This window comes from Streptomyces sp. NPDC056600, assembly GCF_042792855.1.
GTDB lineage: Bacteria > Actinomycetota > Actinomycetes > Streptomycetales > Streptomycetaceae > Streptomyces.
Genome location: NZ_JBHTVQ010000018.1, coordinates 16,525 through 35,244, shown reverse-complemented (window position 1 = coordinate 35,244; position 18,720 = coordinate 16,525). Strand labels below are relative to the sequence as shown.

At 73.7% G+C, this 18,720-nt stretch carries 14 protein-coding genes; 1 reads left to right on the top strand and 13 read right to left on the bottom strand.

Annotated features, from left to right (window positions below; translation table 11 throughout):
- Window positions 1–77: 77 nt before the first annotated feature.
- From ACFRAV_RS11980 to ACFRAV_RS11930, 11 genes are all read right to left on the bottom strand, one after another.
- A complete protein-coding gene (locus tag ACFRAV_RS11980; protein ID WP_382554100.1) occupies window positions 78–1,175 on the bottom strand; it encodes a prephenate dehydrogenase in 1,098 nt (365 codons plus the stop codon).
- A 715-nt stretch (window positions 1,176–1,890) separates the two neighbouring features.
- Window positions 1,891–2,919, bottom strand: a complete 1,029-nt coding sequence (locus ACFRAV_RS11975) for an ADP-ribosylglycohydrolase family protein (protein WP_382554097.1) — start codon at window positions 2,917–2,919, stop codon at window positions 1,891–1,893.
- Window positions 2,920–2,995: 76 nt separating this feature from the next.
- Window positions 2,996–4,051 (bottom strand): pseudouridine synthase, encoded by a 1,056-nt coding sequence (locus ACFRAV_RS11970; protein WP_382554094.1) that lies wholly within the window; start codon window positions 4,049–4,051, stop codon window positions 2,996–2,998.
- On the bottom strand, window positions 4,051–4,710 hold the full coding sequence (scpB, locus tag ACFRAV_RS11965; RefSeq protein WP_382554091.1) for an SMC-Scp complex subunit ScpB: 660 nt from the start codon (window positions 4,708–4,710) through the stop codon (window positions 4,051–4,053). Before scpB ends, ACFRAV_RS11970 begins: the two co-directional genes overlap by 1 nt.
- Entirely contained in the window at window positions 4,707–5,963 is a 1,257-nt protein-coding gene (locus ACFRAV_RS11960) for a segregation/condensation protein A (RefSeq protein ID WP_382554089.1), read from the bottom strand. Before ACFRAV_RS11960 ends, scpB begins: the two co-directional genes overlap by 4 nt.
- An 18-nt stretch (window positions 5,964–5,981) precedes the next feature.
- The gene (locus ACFRAV_RS11955; RefSeq protein ID WP_351112724.1) at window positions 5,982–6,542 is read right to left on the bottom strand and encodes a hypothetical protein; all 561 of its coding nucleotides are present in this window, start codon (window positions 6,540–6,542) and stop codon (window positions 5,982–5,984) included.
- Window positions 6,527–7,696: an AAA family ATPase gene (locus tag ACFRAV_RS11950; protein WP_351112726.1), complete on the bottom strand. Its 1,170-nt coding sequence runs from the start codon at window positions 7,694–7,696 to the stop codon at window positions 6,527–6,529. Before ACFRAV_RS11950 ends, ACFRAV_RS11955 begins: the two co-directional genes overlap by 16 nt.
- A gap of 387 nt (window positions 7,697–8,083) precedes the next feature.
- Complete coding sequence (ald, locus tag ACFRAV_RS11945) at window positions 8,084–9,196, bottom strand: alanine dehydrogenase (protein WP_382554226.1); 1,113 nt, start codon at window positions 9,194–9,196, stop codon at window positions 8,084–8,086.
- A 248-nt stretch (window positions 9,197–9,444) separates the two neighbouring features.
- Window positions 9,445–11,577: a tetratricopeptide repeat protein gene (locus ACFRAV_RS11940; RefSeq protein WP_382554223.1), complete on the bottom strand. Its 2,133-nt coding sequence runs from the start codon at window positions 11,575–11,577 to the stop codon at window positions 9,445–9,447.
- 367 nt (window positions 11,578–11,944) lie between these two features.
- Entirely contained in the window at window positions 11,945–12,580 is a 636-nt protein-coding gene (locus ACFRAV_RS11935; RefSeq protein ID WP_382554085.1) for an NUDIX domain-containing protein, read from the bottom strand.
- A 174-nt stretch (window positions 12,581–12,754) separates the two neighbouring features.
- Window positions 12,755–14,434 carry a CTP synthase gene (locus tag ACFRAV_RS11930; RefSeq protein WP_382554082.1) on the bottom strand — a complete coding sequence of 560 codons (1,680 nt, stop codon included), beginning with the start codon at window positions 14,432–14,434 and terminating at the stop codon, window positions 12,755–12,757.
- A gap of 482 nt (window positions 14,435–14,916) precedes the next feature.
- On the opposite strand from ACFRAV_RS11930, the gene ACFRAV_RS11925 reads away from it, so the two are divergent.
- Window positions 14,917–16,749 carry a glycoside hydrolase family 15 protein gene (locus tag ACFRAV_RS11925; protein WP_382554079.1) on the top strand — a complete coding sequence of 611 codons (1,833 nt, stop codon included), beginning with the start codon at window positions 14,917–14,919 and terminating at the stop codon, window positions 16,747–16,749.
- A gap of 102 nt (window positions 16,750–16,851) precedes the next feature.
- Here ACFRAV_RS11925 and ACFRAV_RS11920 read toward each other — a convergent pair whose 3' ends face one another.
- Complete coding sequence (locus ACFRAV_RS11920; protein WP_382554078.1) at window positions 16,852–17,382, bottom strand: SMI1/KNR4 family protein; 531 nt, start codon at window positions 17,380–17,382, stop codon at window positions 16,852–16,854.
- 35 nt (window positions 17,383–17,417) lie between these two features.
- Entirely contained in the window at window positions 17,418–18,590 is a 1,173-nt protein-coding gene (locus tag ACFRAV_RS11915; RefSeq protein ID WP_382554075.1) for a glycosyltransferase family 4 protein, read from the bottom strand.
- Window positions 18,591–18,720: the final 130 nt, after the last annotated feature.

Sequence of the window (18,720 nt, the reverse complement as noted above, 5' to 3'; positions counted from 1 at the left end):
GCTCATCCTTACGGGTGACCTGCCCCGCGGCTCCGCCCGCCGCCTCCCATGTGGCTCCCGCCCGGCTCGGAACCGGCTCAGGAGCGGACGGCCCAGCCGCGCTCGCGGAGCGACTGGGTGAGCACGGAGGCGCCCTGCGGTTCCACCATGAGCTGCACGTGGCCCGCCTGCTGGCCGGTGGCGTGCTCGATCCGGACGTCCTCGATGTTGACGCCGGCCCGCTCCGCGTCGGCGAAGATCCGGGCGAGCTGGCCCGGCTGGTCGGTGATGAGGACCACCACGGACTCGTAGACGCGCGGCGCGCTGCCGTGCTTGCCGGGGACCCGGGTCTGCCCGGCGTTGCCGCGGCGCAGCAGGTCCTCGACCCCGCCCGCGCCGTCCTTGCGGGAGGTGTCGTCCTCGGACTGCAGGGCGCGCAGGGCGCGGACCGTCTCGTCGAGGTCGGCGGACAGCTCGGCGAGCAGGTCGGCGACGGGGCCGGGGTTGGCGGAGAGGATGTCGATCCACATCCGCGGGTCGGACGCGGCGATCCGCGTCACGTCCCGGATGCCGCCGCCGCAGAGGCGCACGGCGGCCTCGTCGGCGTGCTCCAGGCGGGCGGCGACCATGCTGGACACCAGGTGCGGCATGTGCGAGACGAGGGCGACGGCGCGGTCGTGGGCGTCCGCGTCCATCACGATCGGCACGGCGCGGCAGAACGAGACCAGTTCGAGGGCGAGGTTCAGCGCCTCGGTGTCGGTGTCGCGGGTGGGGGTCAGCACCCAGGGGCGGCCCTCGAAGAGGTCGCCGGTGGCGGCGAGCGGGCCGGACTTCTCCTTGCCGGACATCGGGTGGGTGCCGAGGTAGGCGGCGAGGTCCTGGCCGGTGCCCCGCAGCAGCTCCTCCAGCTCGCGGCGGGGGCCGCCCTTGACGCTGGCCACGTCCAGGTAGGCGCGGCCCAGGCCGCGGGTCATGGCGTCGGCGACGGTGCGGGCGACGTGGGCGGGGGGCACGGCGACGATCACCACGTCGACGGGGCCCTCGGGGGCGGCGTCGGTGCCGGCGCCGAGGGAGGCGGCGGTGCGGGCGCGGTCGGGGTCGTGGTCGTCGAGGTGGACGGTGACGCCGCGGGAGGTCAGCGAGAGGGCCGCCGATGTTCCGATCAGGCCTGCGCCGATCACCAGGGCGGTCCTCACGGTGCGACTCCTCGCGCTCTACCCATTCCGACGCCGCCCACCCTACCGACCCCCACCCCGGCCCCACGCCCACATCCATCCCACGAGACGCCCGCCTTGCTTCATCCACCGCCCCGCAACGACCGGCCCTGCACCCCCAACCCCCGCGCCCGCGCGACCCACCCGCTGCCCCGCCCCCTGCGGCCTGCGCGGCGCGCCTGCGCGGCCCACCCACCTGCCTGACCCCCCTGCGGCTCGCGCGGCCCACCCGCCTGCCGACCTCCCTGCGGCCGGCGCGGCGCACCCGCCTGGCCCGACCCCCCTGCGGGCGGCTGGGCCGCCCAGGGGGCGATGGGGGTACCCCCTGCTCGAGCGAAGCCGAGAGCTTGGGGGAGGGCGGGCTCAGGCCCCAGCCTCCGCGGCGAGCGGCTCGCCCCACCTTGCCCAAGCCGACGGCACCGTCGCACGTGACCATCGCCGCAGCGCGGCCCAGGCGGGGCCCAGGCAGGGCCCTGCGGGCGGCCCCGTTCCCCCACCCCGCCCCTTCCCGAAACCGGGGGTTCCCCCCGGACCCCCAACCCCGCGGAACCGGGGGACCCGCACGATGCCCAGCCGCGCTGCGGCTGGCCTTGCGCGGTTCCCCGCGCCCCTGACGGGGCGCTCCACGCACCGCCCGCTGCCGCCGGACCGGCTCAGCCCCCGCACCGCCCGGTGACGACGAGGGGGGAAGGAACCGTCACGCGTCCCAGAGGGCGCCGAGCGACAACAACTCCTCGCGGTACTCGATCCGCTCCGCCCAGGACTCGGGCCACGCCCCGGCCCCCAGGTACGCCCCCGCGAACGCCCCTGCCAGGCACGCGATGGAGTCCGAGTCCCCCGCCGTGCACGCGGCCCTCCGCAGCGCGGTCAGGGGCTCGTCGGGGAAGAGGAGGAAACACAGCAGGCCCGTCGCCATCGCCTCCTCCGCGATCCACCCCTCCCCCGTGACCAGGCACGGGTCGGTCTCCGGCGAGACGGAGCCGACCGCCTCCCGCAGCCGGTCCAGGACCGCCAGGCAGTCGTCCCAGCCCCGCCGGACGAAGTGCACCGGCGTCGGGTCCTGCGACCGCAGCCACAGGTCGCCCAGCCACCGCTCGTGGTAGACGTCCCGGTTGTCGAGCGCGTAGGACCGCAGCAGCCCCACCAGGGCGGTGGGGTCCGCGCCCTGGGCGAGCAGCCGGACCGCGTGGGCGGTGAGGTCGGAGGCGGCGAGCGCCGTCGGGTGGCCGTGGGTGAGGGCGGACTGGAGCTGCGCCGCGCCGGCCCGCTCCTCGTCGCTGAGTCCGGGGAGCAGCCCCACCGGCGCGACCCGCATGTTGGCCCCGCACCCCTTGGAGTGGATCTGGCTGGCGTCCTGCCAGGCCAGGCCCTCCGCCGCCAGCAGCTCGCAGGCGGTGATGCAGGTGTGCCCCGGCGCCCGGTTGTTCTCCGGGGAGCGGTTCCACGCGACGAACTCCTCGCGCACCGGCCGCTCCATCGCCTTCGGCCCGAGCCGCCCGTGCTCCATGGCGGTGCGCAGCCCCCGGCCGAGGGCCAGCGTCATCTGGGTGTCGTCGGTGACGATCGCCGGCTTGGGCAGTTCCATCTCCCGCCACGGGCCGCACTTCTCGAGGATCCGCGGCACGCTGCTGAACTCGGTCGGGAAGCCGAGCGCGTCCCCCAGTGCCAGGCCGGTCAGCGTCCCGGTGGCGGCGTTCTTGGTCGTGGCGTGCGTGGTCGTGGTCATGAAGGAACCCCCTTATGCGTCACATTGACGATAAGAGGGTTCGCCCCACGGCACAAGGGACTTCTGAAGGGACTTTCTAGAGGTCGACCTCACGCATCAGCATGCCGACCTCGGTGTTCGACAGCCGCCGCAGCCAGCCCGACTTCTGGTCGCCCAGGGTGATCGGGCCGAAGGCGGTGCGCACCAGGCTCTCCACCGGGAAGCCGGCCTCGGCCAGCATGCGCCGCACGATGTGCTTGCGGCCCTCGTGGAGGGTCACCTCGACCATGTAGTGCTTGCCGGTCTGCTCGACCACGCGGAAGTGGTCGGCGCGGGCGTACCCGTCCTCGAGCTGGATGCCGTCCTTGAGCTGCTTGCCCAGGTCGCGCGGGATGGGGCCGATGATGTGCGCGAGGTAGATCTTCTTCACGCCGTACTTCGGGTGGGTCAGCCGGTGGGCCAGCTCGCCGTGGTTGGTGAGCAGGATGACGCCCTCGGTCTCGGTGTCGAGGCGGCCCACGTGGAAGAGCCGGGTGTCCCGGTTCGTGACGTAGTCACCCAGGCACTGGCGGCCCTCGGGGTCCTCCATGGTGGAGACCACGCCGGCCGGCTTGTTCAGCGCGAAGAACTGGTAGGACTGCGTGGCCACGGTCAGACCGTCGACCTTGACCTCGTCCTTCTCCGGGTCGACCCGCTTGCCCTGCTCGAGGACGATCTCGCCGTTGACCTCGACGCGCGCCTGCTCGATCAGCTCCTCGCAGGCTCGGCGGGAGCCGTAGCCGGCGCGGGCCAGCACCTTCTGCAGGCGCTCACCCTCCTGCTCGGCGCCGGGGAAGGTCTTGGGCAGCTTGACGTCCTTCTTGCCCGCGTACCGCTCCCGGTTGCGCTCCTCGATCCGCGCGTCGTACTCACGGGAGGTCGCGGGCTGGGTGCGCCCGCCGCGGCCGCCGCCCGTCTTCGCGCCGCGCGCGCCGGACGCGCCGCCACGACCGGCCTTCGGGCCGTCCTTGGTCGCCCCGGGACCCACGTCGTAGCGGCGCTCCTCGGGGCGGGGCTTGCGGGGGCGGCCCTGCCCCTGCTTCTGGTCCCTGTCGTTGCCGGCGCCGCGGGAGTTCCCGCGCCCGCCGCTCTTGCCGCTGCCGCTGCTTCGCATCAAAATTCCGTCTGGTCGTCTGCGTCGTCTGCTCCCGGCGCATCGGGTGCGTCCGGGTCGAACGACGGAACCCCTTCCTGGCTCTCGGCCTCGATCGTCTCCGCCTCCGGGACGAAGGGCGCGAGCTCGGGGAGCTCGTCCAGACCGCGCAGGCCCATCCGCTCCAGGAAGTAGTTCGTCGTCCTGTACAGGATCGCACCTGTTTCGGGTTCCGTGCCCGCCTCCTCGACCAGACCCCTCTGGAGGAGGGTGCGCATGACGCCGTCGCAGTTCACTCCGCGCACCGCCGAGACCCGTGAGCGGCTGACCGGCTGCCGGTAGGCGACGACCGCCAGGGTCTCCAGGGCGGCCTGGGTGATGCGGGCGGTCCGCCCGTCCAGGACCAGCGCGTCCACGGCGGCGGAGTACTCGGGCCGGGTGTAGAACCGCCAGCCGCCGGCGATCTTGCGGAGCTCGAAGCCGCGGCCCTGCACGGCGTACTCGTCGGCGAGTTCGCGCAGGGCGTCGGCGACGGCCCGGCGGGGGCGCTGGAGCACCTTGGCGAGGTGTTCCTCGGCCGCGGGCTCGTCGACGACCATCAGCACGGCCTCCAGGGCGGGCTTGAGGTCGAGGCCCGCGACGGCGTCGTCCGGTGCGGCGGGGTGCTCGACGGCGCTCATGCGCGCTCCTCCTTCGTCGTGTCGGCCTTCGTCCTGCCGGTTTTCGTCGTGTCGGCCGTGGCTTCGGCGGCCGGGCGGTCGAACTCGTCGGTGACGACCGGGCGGGGGCCGTCCTCGGCGCCGGTCCAGCGGACCAGCAGCTCGCCGAGGGCGGTCTCCTGTTCCAGGGCGACCGCCTTCTCCCGGTAGAGCTCCAGGAGGGCGAGGAAGCGGGCGACGACGGTGAGGGTGTCGTCCGTGTCCTCGACCAGGGTGCGGAAGGTGGCCTCGCCCAGCTCCCGCAGCCGGGTCATCACGACGGCCGCCTGTTCGCGCACGCTCACCAGGGGGGCGTGGATGTGGTCGACGTACACCTGCGGCGGCGGCTTGGGCTGCATCGCCTTGACCGCGAGCCGGGCGAATCCCTCGGGGCCGATGCTGAGGACCACGTCGGGCAGCAGCTCGGCGTGGTGCGGCTCGAGGCCGACGGTGCGGGGGTGGCGGCCGGCCTCGTCCTCCAGACGCGCGCTGAAGATGTCCGCGATCTGCTTGTAGGCGCGGTACTGGAGCAGCCGGGCGAAGAGCAGGTCGCGGGCCTCCAGGAGGGCGAGGTCGGCCTCGTCCTCCACCTCCGCGGCGGGCAGCAGCCGGGCCGCCTTGAGGTCCAGCAGGGTGGCCGCGACGACCAGGAACTCGGTGGTGCGGTCCAGGTCCCAGTCGTCGCCGCGGGCGCGGATGTGGGCCATGAACTCGTCGGTCACCTTGGACAGCGCCACCTCGGTGACGTCCAGCTTGTGCCGGGAGATCAGCTGCAGCAGGAGGTCGAAGGGCCCTTCGAAGTTGGTGAGCCGCACGGTGAACGTGTCCGGGTCCGCCGCGGGCCCGGTGTCCTCGCCCGCCGCCTCGGCGGCGGGCGGGGCGTCCGCGCGGGGGCGCGCCGGGACGGCGTCGGGCGCGGGCGGGGACGTCGGCGCGGGCGCCTCGGCGGGGAACGACGGCGCGGCGCCGGCCGCTGCCTCGTCCTCCGGGTCGGGCGCGGACCCGTCCCGCGGCGGCGCGGTGGAGGCTCCGGCGACGTCCCTCGGCGGCGCGGTGAGGGCTTCTGCGTCGTCCTGCGGCGGCGGGGTGGTGAGAGCTTCGGCGACGTCCTGCGGGGGCGGGGCGGTGGAGGGCTCGGGGGCGTCGTCCGGGGCAGGCGCCGGGGTGGCCGGGGCCGGAGGGTGGCCGGGGCCGCGGCCGAGGGGGCGTCTGCGGGCGGGGACGTTCGAGGTCATGGCCGTGGCAGGCTACCTCTACCGCCCGCGCAGCCGCCGCACCAGGATGCTCGCGTCCCCCCGGGACTCCAGATCGGCCAGGACCACCGCGACCGCCTCGCGGACGATGCGTCCGCGGTCGACGGCCAGCCCGTGCTCGCCGCGCAGGACGAGACGGGCGTGCTCGAGGTCCATCAGTTCCTCGGCCGAGACGTACACCGTGATCTTCTCGTCGTGCCGCTCCCGCCCGCTGGGGCGGCGCGCGGGGCGCCCCCGGCGGCGCGGTGCGACCCCCGTGGCCGCGGCGGCGGCGCCATCGGCGCCGCCCGCCCTGCTGTGCGTCTCGCCCGGCTCGCCGCCCGCGTCCGCGACGGCGTGCTCGGCGCCCTGCGCGTCACCGCCCTGCGCGGGCACCGAGGGCGGCAGGCCCTCGGCGCCGTCCCGCGTGACGGCGAGGTCGTCCTCGCCGGCCGGGGACGGCACCCGCGGCTCCGGCCGCTCGGCGGTGGCCTGGCGGCGCGGCGAGGAGGACTGGAGGCCGGAGCCCCCGGTGGTGCGGAACAGCTCGTCGGCTCCGGGCAGACTCACTCGGCGTGACACCGGGCGAGCACCTCCCTGGCGAGCTGGCGGTAGGCGGCGGCGCCGACGGAGTTGGACGCGTACGTGGTGATCGGCTCGCCGGCCACCGTGGTCTCCGGGAACCGGACGGTCCGCCCGATCACCGTGTGGTACACGTGGTCGTCGAACGCCTCGACCACCCGCGCGAGCACCTCACGGCTGTGCACCGTGCGGGAGTCGTACATGGTGGCGAGGATGCCGTCGAGCTCGAGCTCCGGGTTGAGCCGCTCCTGGACCTTCTCGATGGTCTCGGTCAGCAGCGCCACACCGCGCAGCGCGAAGAACTCGCACTCCAGCGGCACGATCACCTTGTGCGCCGCCGTCAGGGCGTTGACCGTCAGCAGACCCAGTGAGGGCTGGCAGTCGATCACGATGTAGTCGTACTCCGACATCAGCGGCTTCAGGGCGCGCTGCAGCGTCGACTCGCGGGCGACCTCGGAGACCAGCTGGACCTCGGCCGCTGACAGGTCGATGTTGCTCGGCAGCAGGTCCATGTTGGGGACCGCCGTCTTGAGCAGCACGTCGTCCGCCGCCATGCCCCGCTCCATGAGCAGGTTGTAGACGGTGAGGTCGAGCTCCATCGGGTTGACGCCCAGGCCGACCGAGAGGGCGCCCTGCGGGTCGAAGTCGACCAGCAGGACCCGTCGGCCGTACTCGGCCAGCGCCGCGCCCAGGTTGATGGTGGACGTCGTCTTGCCGACGCCGCCCTTCTGGTTGCACATCGCGATGATCTTCGCCGGGCCGTGGTCGGTCAGCGGCCCGGGGATCGGGAAGTACGGCAGGGGACGCCCGGTCGGGCCGATGCGCTCGCGGCGCTGACGCGCGGCGTCGGGCGCGAGGGTGGCCGCGTACTCGGGGTCGGGCTCGTATTCGGCGTCGGGGTCGTAGAAGTGACCGTCGGGCAGTTCGTCGTATTCGGCGAAGTGGGGCGCGCCACTTGCGTCGCCGGTCCTGGCGTTCACGTGATGGGCATCCATGCTCTGGTGTGCTGTCGGAGCCAGTTGGGGGTCCTGGCTCTGGTGGACTGCGGAGGTACGGACCGCGACGGAGCCGACAGCCTCGATTCCGGCGGGTCCGGTGCCCGGCGCAGGCGTTCCTGGTTGACCACCCCCGGGAGTAAATGTCGACTCATTCACAAGTCGTCTTACCTCCTTGGTGACCAGGAAACTTCTAGACAGGTCAGCGTGGCACCATGCCGACGATGGGCGACTCTATGGCGTGTCGGCCGTTCGCAGCAACACAATCCGCCGGACCCGGCCTCCCGTGTCCTTGTCGGACATGCCTGTTGTCAAGGGCGTACGCGCGTCGCACGGCGCGATTCACCCGGGCGCACAACGACCGAAATCCGACGTCGAGTTGACTGTCCGAGCGGCTCACCTGCCGGTCAACCCCCTCCAAAGACGCCGACGGCCGGACCTTGGGGTCCAAGGTCCGGCCGCTTTCACGGTGTTGACCCGCCGGTTGACGGAGCGGTGACTGTCTCGTCTTGTCGGAATGTCGACTCGCCCGCGTTTACGGACGGTTCAGCCGAGCACGCTCTCCAGAGCGACGTGCTGCATACCGTGCGCCTCGGCGACCTCGCGGTACACGACCTGACCGTCGTGGACGTTGAGGCCCTTGGCGAGCGCCGCGTCGCGGCGCAGCGCCTCGACCCAGCCGCGGTTGGCGAGCTGGACGACGTAGGGAAGCGTCGCGTTGGTCAGCGCGTAGGTGGAGGTGTTCGGCACCGCGCCGGGCATGTTGGCCACGCAGTAGAACACCGAGTTGTGCACCGCGAAGGTCGGCTCGGCGTGCGTGGTGGGGCGGGAGTCCTCGAAGCAGCCGCCCTGGTCGATGGCGATGTCGACAAGGACACTGCCGGGCTTCATCCGCGAGACCAGCTCGTTGGTGACGAGCTTGGGGGCCTTGGCGCCGGGGATCAGCACCGCGCCGACGACCAGGTCGGCCTCGACCAGCGCCTTCTCGATCTCGAAGGAGTTGGAGACGACGGTCTGCACCGTGGTGCCGAAAACCTTGTCCGCCTCGCGCAGCTTGTTGATGTTCAGGTCGAGCAGCGTGACCTGGAAGCCCATGCCGACGGCGATCTGGGTGGCGTTCCAGCCGGAGACGCCGCCGCCGAGCACGACGGCCTTGGCGGGGGCGACGCCCGGGACGCCGCCGGGCAGCACGCCCCGGCCGCCGTTGGCGCGCATCAGCTGGTAGGCGCCGACCTGCGGGGCGAGCCGGCCGGCCACCTCGGACATCGGGGCGAGCAGCGGCAGGGTGCGGTCGACCTCGACGGTCTCGTAGGCGATGGCCGTGGTGCCGGAGCCGATCAGCGCCTCGGTGCCCGCACGGTCGGCGGCGAGGTGCAGGTAGGTGAAGAGGACCTGGTCCTTGCGGAGGCGGTGGTACTCCTCGGCGATCGGCTCCTTGACCTTGAGGATCATGTCGGCCGCGGCCCACACCTCGTCGGCGGTCCCGAGGATCCGGGCGCCGGCGGCGACGTACTCCTCGTCGGTGATCGACGAGCCGAGGCCGGCGTTCCGCTCGACGACGACCTCGTGGCCGTGGCGCACCAGCTCGTGGACACCCGGCGGGGTGATGGCCACGCGGAACTCGTTGTTCTTGACCTCGCGGGGGATGCCGACCTTCACGTCGATCACGGTCCTTGCAATCGGGGGCATGGGGGAGCACAAGCGGCGGCGGGGTGCTGCCGGGGCATGCACGGATATACCGGTCACATGTGAGCACACCGGGATACACGCCGGAGAACGGCGACATCGCCAGTCTAATGAAGGATTTCCCTCTGTCTAGCCTTGTAAAGCCAGCGTTACCCGAGGGATACGCCACTGAATTCGCAGGGGCCGGGAAGACGATCCGGGACGACCCGTGCACTACCGGGTCAGCGGGGCACGTCGGAGGGGTCCTCCGCCGTCAGGCGCTCCGCGCTGTGCCGGTGCAGCCGGGCGGCGGACGGGTCCCCCAGACGCTCCAGGACGTCGGCCAGCCTCAGGTGCAGCCCGGCCTCCAGCCGTCCGTCCTCGGCGCGGCGGGCCCAGGTGATCGCCTCGCGGCAGGTGCGCAGGGACTCCTCGAAGCGCCCGGTGTGCTCCTGGGCGTGCGCCAGCTCCCCCAGGGCGCGCGCGCAGGCCGCCAGGTCGTCGCCGCGCCGGTGCTCGGTGACGGCGGCCCGCCAGTGACGCAGCGCCTCCTCGTGCCGCCCGGCGCGGGCGTGGGCGGTGGCGATACGGCCGTAGAGCCGGGCCGCCTCGGCGCGCTGGTCGCGGGCGAGGCGTTCGGCGAGGGCGCGGCCGTACCAGTCGGCGGCCCGGTCGAGGTCGCCGAGCTCCTGGTGGGCGGCGCCGATGGACTCCATGGCCCGGCCGACGGCGTAGGGGTCCTGGGCCTGGCGCCCGGCGTCCAGGGCGGCCCGGTAGCGGGTCAGCGCCTCGGCCGCGCGGCCGGTGCGGGCGTCCAGGTCGGCGAGGTTGAGCAGGGCCGCGGCCTTCTCGCGGGCGAGTCCGCGCCGGCCGGCGACGTCCAGCATCAGCTGGTGGAGCGCGTACAGGTCGGCGGCCGTCCCGTCGTCGTCGGCGTGCGCGACCAGGGCGCGCACCAGCTGGGACATCAGGCGGCGGGCCAGGGTGTCCAGCTCCCCGTCGTCGGCGGCCGTCCTGGCGGCGGCCAGGAGCAGGTCACGGCGTTCGGTGAGCCAGGCGGCGGCCTCCCGGGGGCCGGGGAAGCGCAGGGCCCGCGGCAGCGCCTGCTGCCGGACGCGGGCGCCCTCGTCGACCCCGGTGGCGACGCGGCAGGCGTGCAGCAGCCGGACCGTGCGCTCCAGCGCGCGGGCGCGGGCCAGCCGCAGCTCCGCGGGACGGTCCAGGCGCCCGGCGAGGGCGGCGAGCAGGGGGTGCAGGCAGCCGGGGACCTCGTAGAGCAGGCCGGCGGCCGGCACCTGTCGCAGCAGTGCGAGGCGGTGGAACCTGTCCAGGGTCTCCGTCGCGGTCTGCGGGGTGCAGCCGGCCAGGGCCGAGGCGGTGTGCGGGTCGACCACCCCGGCGGGGGCGAGGGACAGCAGCCGCAGCATCCGCGCGGCGGCCGCGGGGAGACCGTCGTGGACCAGTCCGAGCATGCGCTCCAGCGGGCCGGCCGCCGGGTCGGCGCGCAGCTGGGCCACCAGGTCGGCGACGGCGACCTTGGGGCGGTCGGCGAGCCAGCCGCCCGCGAGCAGCAGGGTGGCGGGCTCGCCGTGGCACTCCTCGGCCAGCTGCTGCGTGGAGCAGGGGTCGACGGTGACCCGGACCTCCCCGATCCGGCGGGTGAGCAGGTCGACGGCGGAGCGGGTGTCCAGACCGCCGACGACGCAGGGCCGCACGTCGGGGATGCCGGTGAGGGGGCCGCGGGCGACGGCGACCACCAGGCAGTCCGGCGAGTCGGGGACCAGCTCGTCGACCTGCTCCGCGTCGGCGGCGTCGTCCAGGAGGAGCAGCACCCTCCGTCCGGCCAGCGCCTGCCGCAGCGCGGCGGTCACCTCGTCGTCCTCCGCCCCGGGCGCGACGGCCGCGGCCGCGGATCGCGATCCGGACGCTTCCCCCGCGAGCGCGTGACCGCCGGGCGGGGCATCGGCGAGCGCCGCGTCGGCGGGCGGCACTGCATCAGCGGTGTGCGCGGCATCGGCGGGCGGCACGGCATCGGCGGCATCGGCGGGCGCCTCGTCGGCGGGCGCGGGCCGCACGGCCGCGGCGGGGGCGGGCACGGTCGCCGGGGCCGGCAACGCCTCGAGGAGGCGGCGGGCGGCCCGGCCCGCGGGGACCGGGCGGCCGCCGGGTTCGGTGAGCCGGGCCCGCAGGACCCCGTCGGGGTAGCGGTCGGCGATCCGGCGGACCAGTTCCTCGGCGAGGTCGCTGCGGCCCGAGCCGGGCCGGCCCGCGACGAGCAGGACGCGGGCGCGCGGGGCCTTGCGGCCGGCGATGGTGTTGAGGCCCGCCCGTTCGATGTCCGCCAGCAGTTCCTTGAGCTCACGGGACCGTCCCACGAAGCCCGAGGCGGGCGCGGGGCGCTCCTGCCGCCGCGTCCGGCCGGGCGGGGTGTGCGGCGCCGGGGCGGGGGCCGGTGGCGGCGCGGACGGCTCTCCGGAGGGCCGTCGCGCCGTGTCCGTCGACGCCTGGCTGCCGGTGTCCACCGCCTGGTCGGTCACGGGCCACACTCCCGTCATGCACGCGCGCGCCACCCCGTCCGCGGGGCCTTGCACGAGCGTAGTTCACACCGGGGCGGCGCAACGGGGGACCACACGCGCCCGGTCCCCCGACCGGACGCGGGGCGCGGCCCGTTCGTCCGAACCGGCCGCGCCCCGCGCGAGATGTCCTGCTCCTGCCCGAAGGACTGCGCCCCGCCCGAAGGAACTACGCCTCGAACGGCCGGGCGGGCCACGGCGCCTCGGCGGGCCGCAGCGCCTCCAGCCCGTCGCCGGCGCGTGCCGCGACCAGCGACAGCACGCCGACCACCAGGCAGTTGTTGTGCAGCTCCCCCGCCAGCACGCCGCGCACCAGGTCCGCGACCGGGACGCGGGCGAGCTCCATGTCGGACTCCTCGTCCTCGACCTCGAAGCGGTCGCCCTCGGCGTCGGAGAGCCCGCGCGCCAGGAAGATCCGCACCGCCTCGTCGCAGCCGCCGGGGGTGGTGTAGACGTCGGCGAGGACCCGCCAGTCCTCGGCCTTGACGTGCGCCTCCTCGTACAGCTCGCGCTGGGCGGCGTGCAGCGGGTTCTCACCGGGCACGTCCAGCAGGCCGGCCGGGATCTCCCACAGCTTCTGGCGCACCGGGTGCCGGTACTGGCGCAGCACCACCGCGCGGTCCTGCCCGTCCAGCGCCAGCACGGCCACCGAGCCGGGGTGCACCTGGTAGTCACGGCCGACGACCGCGCCGCCGGGCATCACCACCTCGTCGGTCCGCACGGAGGTCTTCTTGCCCGTGAACGGGGTGCTCGACGAGCGGATCTCCCACTCCTCCGGGGCGTCCTTGATCACCTGGTCGGTCATCGGGCCAGTCCTCTCCACCACAACTCACCACTCTCGACACCGGGGAAACAGCGCGCGAAAAAACGCCGAAGCCGGGGCACGCGCCCTCGAAAGGCGCGTACCCCGGCCACCGTATCGTCACCCGATCGCCGCAACGATCACCACGGGCGCCGGTCGCGGCGCGCGGCCGGCCGCTCAGCCGGCGTAGGCGCCGGTCCCCTGCTGACGGTCGACCGCGGCCTTCACCAGACCGGCGAACAGCGGGTGCGGGCGGGTCGGGCGGGAGCGCAGCTCCGGGTGGGCCTGGGTGGCCACCAGGTACGGGTGCACCTCGCGCGGGTACTCCACGTACTCGACGAGCTTGCCGTCCGGGGAGGTGCCGGAGAAGAGGATGCCCGCCTTCTTCTCGAGCTCCGCGCGGTAGGCGTTGTTCACCTCGTAGCGGTGACGGTGGCGCTCCTCGACGTACTCCTTCTCGTCGTACACCTCGCGCACGACGGAGCCCTCGGCCAGCTTGGCCGGGTACATGCCCAGGCGCATGGTGCCGCCCATGTCGCCCTCGCCGGAGACGATGTCCATCTGCTCGGCCATGGTGGAGATCACCGGGTGGGCGGTCGCCGGGTCGAACTCGGTGGAGTTGGCGTCGGGGATGCCGGCCAGGTTGCGGGCCGCCTCGATCACGATGCACTGCAGGCCCAGGCACAGGCCCAGCAGCGGGACGCGGTTCTCGCGGGCGTACTGGATGGCGCCGACCTTGCCGGAGACGCCGCGGTCGCCGAAGCCGCCGGGGATGCAGATGCCGTCGACGTCGCCGAGCTGCTCGGCGGCGCCGGCCGGGGTCCGGCAGTCGTCGGAGGTGACCCACTTGATCTTGACGCGGGCCTTGTTGGCGAAGCCGCCGGCGCGCAGCGCCTCGGTCACCGACAGGTAGGCGTCGGGCAGGTCGATGTACTTGCCGACCAGAGCCAGGGTGATCTCGTGGTCGGGGTTGTGGACGCGGTCCAGCAGGTCGTCCCAGGTGGTCCAGTCGACGTCGCGGAACGGCAGGTCGAGCCGGCGCACCGCGTAGGCGTCCAGGCCCTCGCCGTGGATGGTCTTCGGGATGTCGTAGATGGAACGGGCGTCCGGGCAGGCCACCACGGCGTCCTCGTCGACGTCGCACATCAGCGAGATCTTGCGCTTGATGGCGGTGGGGACCTCGCGGTCGCAGCGCAGCACGATGGCGTCCGGCTGCACGCCGATGTTGCGCAGCGCGGCCACCGAGTGCTGGGTGGGCTTGGTCTTCAGCTCGCCGGAGGGGCCGATGTACGGCAGCAGCGAGATGTGCACCACGAACACGTTGTCGCGGCCGACCTCGTGGCGGACCTGGCGGACCGTCTCCAGGAAGGGCAGCGACTCGATGTCGCCGACGGTGCCGCCCACCTCGGTGATCACGACGTCGACCTCGTCCGTCGCCATGCGGCGGATGCGGTGCCGGATCTCGTTGGTGATGTGCGGGATGACCTGGACGGTGTCGCCCAGGTACTCGCCCCGGCGCTCCTTGGCGATGACCGTGGAGTAGACCTGGCCGGTGGTGACGTTGGCCGAGCCGTCGAGGTCGCGGTCGAGGAAGCGCTCGTAGTGGCCGATGTCCAGGTCGGTCTCGGCGCCGTCGTTGGTGACGAACACCTCACCGTGCTGGAAGGGGTTCATCGTGCCCGGGTCGACGTTCAGGTAGGGGTCCAGCTTCTGCATGACGACACGCAGACCGCGGGCCTTCAGCAGCATGCCGAGGCTGGAAGCCGTCAGGCCCTTCCCGAGCGAGGAGGCGACACCCCCGGTGACGAAGATGTGCTTGGTCGTCGTGGCGTTGCTGTTTCGAAAAGCAGCGGGCATGGCCAAAGGGGGGCTCCCGTGGTGGCGGTGTCGTCAGGATGCGGAGCGGCTTGCCGACCCGGTTTCGCCGGGGGGGCCGTCGCTGCGGTGCCGGGGTTTTTCTCCCACCGGTCCACGGGCTACCAGGGTATCAGCGCGCGGGACCAAAGGCGTCCGCGCACCTGGGCCACCGCCGTGACCTGCGCCTTCCCGGCGTCACCGGCCGCCCACCCGTTCGGATCACTCTTGTTGCCCCGAGCGTCGCGCGCATCATCATCATGCGTCGTATCCTGCTCGGACACTCGCTGACCGCCCGGCCGGGCAAGACGGCACCACCCAAGCCCGTGTCACAGGCCGTGTCCCCGGATACACCGGACATACGGGAGCGTCAGCTCACACTCAAGCGAACTACAGATTCTTTCCGCTTCACTCCCCCTTTGACTTGACCGCAAGAGAGCGACCGTCCCTGCCGGGACGATGTGGCCGTTCGACTGGAGTTGCACGTGGCCGGGCGTATCGAGGACTACGCACTCATCGGAGACATGCAGACCGCCGCCCTGGTCTGCCGGGACGGCACGGTGGACTGGCTGTGCCTGCCCCGCTTCGACTCTCAGGCCATTTTCGCCGGCCTGCTGGGCACCGAGGATCACGGGTTCTGGCGCGTCGGGCCCGCCCACGCGCCGGAGGCCGCAGCGCCCGCCGCGACCCGCCGCCGCTACCGGGGCGACTCCCTCGTCCTGGAGTCGGAGTGGGACACCCCGGAGGGCACCGTCCGGGTGACCGATTTCATGCCGCCGCGTGACGGGGCTCCGCAGGTCATCCGGATCGTGGAGGGCGTGTCGGGCAAGGTCCCCATGCGCTCCGCGCTGCGGATGCGGTTCTCCTACGGCCGCATCGTGCCCTGGGTGCACCGCCGCAACGGGCGTCTGGTCGGCATCGCCGGCCCGGACTCCGTGTGGTTCGACACCGACGTGCTCGAGGCGGCCGGTGAGGAGGACGACCTGACGACCTTCGGCCAGGACCTCACCACCTACACCGATTTCGACGTCTCCGAGGGCGACCGGTTCGGCTTCACGCTGTCCTGGCAGCCCTCGCACAAGGAGCCGCCGCCGCTGCCGGAGCCGGAGCAGTCGCTGGCGGCGACCGACGACTTCTGGCGCGAGTGGGTGGCCCTGTGTACGTACCACGGCCCCTACCGGGAGGCCGTGATCCGTTCGCTGATCACGCTGAAGGCGCTCACGTACGCGCCCACCGGCGGCATCGTCGCCGCGCCGACCACCTCGCTGCCCGAGGAGATCGGCGGCGTCCGCAACTGGGACTACCGCTACACCTGGCTGCGTGACGCGGCGATCACCCTGTCCTCGCTGTTGCGCACCGGCTACCGCGAGGAGGCCCGCGCCTGGCGCGAGTGGCTGCTGCGGGCGGTCGCGGGCGACCCGGAGAACCTGCAGATCATGTACGGCATCGCCGGCGAGCGCGAGCTCGGCGAGGCGGAGCTGGACTGGCTGCCGGGCTACGAGAACTCCGCCCCGGTCCGGGTCGGCAACGGCGCGGCCCATCAGCTGCAGCTGGACGTGTACGGCGAGACGATCGAGGCGCTGCACCTGGCGCACATGACCGGCCTGTCCCGCAACGACTACGCCTCGCAGCTCCAGCTGAAGCTGATCCGCTACCTGGAGAACCACTGGAACCAGCCGGACGAGGGCATCTGGGAGGTGCGCGGTCCGCGCCGCCACTTCGTGCACTCCAAGGTCATGGCCTGGGTGGCGGTGGACCGCACCATCAAGCTGGTCGAGTCCGGCGACGCGGAGGGTCCGCTGGAGCGCTGGCGGGAGCTGCGCGACGACATCCACCGGGACGTCTGCGAGAAGGGCTACGACCCGGAGCGCAACACCTTCACCCAGTCGTACGGCTCGCAGGAGCTGGACGCGTCGCTGCTGCTGATCCCGCAGGTCGGGTTCCTGCCGCCGGACGACAAGCGGGTCATCGGCACGATCGAGGCGATCCAGCGGGAGCTGTCGACGCCGGACGGGTTCATCCTGCGCTACCCCACCCACCCCGGTGAGGACAACGTGGACGGCCTGGCGGGCGACGAGGGGGCGTTCCTGGCCTGCTCCTTCTGGATGGCGGACGACCTGGCGATGATCGGGCGGGTCGACGAGGCGCGGCGGCTGTTCGAGAAGCTGCTGTCGCTGCGCAACGACCTGGGCCTGCTGGCGGAGGAGTGGGACTCCAAGCACCAGCGTCAGGTGGGCAACTTCCCCCAGGCCTTCAGCCACGTCCCGCTCATCGACACCGCCCTGCGCCTCACCGCCTCCGGCGCCTACGGCGGCTGACCCCGCCGCTCCCGGGCCCGGCCTCGCCCCCACCGGCGAGGCCGGGCCCGCGCACGCCGCGGCCCCGTCCGGCCTTCGCACGTGGGGCCGCTGCGGGAGGGCTCAGCCGCAGAGGGCGAGGACGGTGTCCTCGAGGTCGGGTATGCCCTCGGCGGCGTCGCGGAGGATCGCCTGGGGCTCCCGCCTCCGCCCGGCCGCGAAGCGTTCGGCCACCGTCGTCATGGCCGCGTCCGGGCGTGCCCTCCGGTCCTCGTCCCCCACCCCGTCCCCGTGGGCGACGTCCGTCGGCCCGACCCCCTGCGCCAGCAGCCACAGGAAGTCGGCCAGGTCACGGGCGAGGTGCACGGTCTCCCCCTCCGACCCCAGGTACACCACGGGCTGTTCGGCCAGGGGCCGCCCCTTCCGTACCAGCCACAGGGCCACCAGCCCGCCCGCGCCCTGCTGCCCGAACATCCGGAACGCGTCGCCGTCGACCTCGTCGTTGCCCGTCCAGGCGCGGAACCACTCGGTGGTCTCCTCGGCGGACAGGAAGGCGCCGTACGGCTCGTAGTCGATGCCACGCCCGTGGTCGTAGTCGAACGCCACCCGGCTCACGGCCGTCAGCGCTGCGGGGAAGGTCCGGTCGTCGGTCATGAAGGCAACGGTAGCCCCGGGGACCGACAGTCCCCTCAGGTGAGCGGCAGGGGCTGGGCGAGCTCGTCGTAGACGCTGAGGACCTGGGCGACCGTCTCGTCCTCGGTGGGCCACCCCGCGGCCTGCGAGACTCCCCGCCGCACCAGTTCCTCCCGCCACGCCGGGTCGGCGAGGACCGTGGAGACCTTCCCGGCGAGGGCGCCGGCGTCGCCGGCGGGCACCAGTTCCGCCCCGTCGCCGACCAGTTCGGCCATCCCCGGCAGGTCCGCCGCGACCAGCGGGACGCCCGCGTGCAGCGCCTCCTGGGCCAGCAGCGAGCGGCCCTCCGCGCAGTCCGGCACCACCGCCACGTCCGCCGCCGTCAGCAGGGACGCCAGGTCCTCCCGCCGCCCCAACAGCCGTACCGGCAGCCCTTCCTGTTCGATCCGCTGCTGCAACTCCCCCCGCAGCGAGCCCTCTCCGCACACCACGACCAGCGGGCCGTCCCCCGCGCCCCGCCACCGTCGCGCGGCGTCCAGCAGCAGCCGGTGGCCGCGGCCCTCCTCCAGGGCGCCCACCGCGAGGACCAGCGGCCGCCCCAGCGCGCCGAGTTCGGCCCGCAGCTTCGCCCGCCGGTCGCCGTGGAGGTCGCCGTGGAGGTCGCCGCCGTCTCCCCCGGCGGGCCGTGCCCCACCCGGCGGCAGGGCGCGCGGCATGCCTACGGCGGACAGCCGCGCGTCCCGCGCGCCCCGCCGCCGGGCCCGGTCCACCAGGCCGGAGGAGGTCCCGAGGACCACCGCGGCCGCCCGCACCACCCGCCGCTCCAGCACCTTCAGCACCGCCGCCCGCGCCGCGCCCTCGGCCCTGGCCCGGTTGTGCCAGGTCACCACCAGCGGCGTACGGCGGCCGCCCAGCGCCAACGCGGTGCGGAACGAGGCGTGCAGCCCGTGCGCGTGCACCACGTCGGCGTCGGCGCACGCGATGCGCAGCGCCGCCACCGAGGCGGGATCACTGCTGCGCGGGATCGGCACGTGCCGCGCCCCCACGGCGGTGAACCCGTAGGTGTGTTCGGTGTCGCTGGGGGCGCACACCGTCACCCGCACGCCCCTGGCGACCAGGCCGGCGGTCAGCGACCGCACATGGGTGCTCCCGGCCGCGCTGCCACCGGTCACCTGGACGGTGCGCAGCGGCGTGAGGCCGGTGGGGGCAGGGGTGTTCACAAGGGTCACGGGCGCCTGGGCTCCTGGTCGAGCGTCGTGCGGTCTTCGTGCGGTCGGTCACCGGGGTGCGGCGGCCGGGCGGCGGGCCCGCGAGGGTCCCCCGCCGCCCGCCCGTGCTCGTTCGGTCGCCGCCTAGGAT

Coding starts and splice junctions, on each gene's coding strand:
- ACFRAV_RS11975 (WP_382554097.1), bottom strand. CDS start 2,919: ATGACCACGACCACGCACGCCACGACCAAGAACGCCGCCACCGGGACG.
- ACFRAV_RS11970 (WP_382554094.1), bottom strand. CDS start 4,051: ATGCGAAGCAGCGGCAGCGGCAAGAGCGGCGGGCGCGGGAACTCCCGC.
- scpB (WP_382554091.1), bottom strand. CDS start 4,710: ATGAGCGCCGTCGAGCACCCCGCCGCACCGGACGACGCCGTCGCGGGC.
- ACFRAV_RS11960 (WP_382554089.1), bottom strand. CDS start 5,963: ATGACCTCGAACGTCCCCGCCCGCAGACGCCCCCTCGGCCGCGGCCCC.
- ACFRAV_RS11935 (WP_382554085.1), bottom strand. CDS start 12,580: ATGACCGACCAGGTGATCAAGGACGCCCCGGAGGAGTGGGAGATCCGC.
- ACFRAV_RS11930 (WP_382554082.1), bottom strand. CDS start 14,434: ATGCCCGCTGCTTTTCGAAACAGCAACGCCACGACGACCAAGCACATC.
- ACFRAV_RS11920 (WP_382554078.1), bottom strand. CDS start 17,382: ATGACCGACGACCGGACCTTCCCCGCAGCGCTGACGGCCGTGAGCCGG.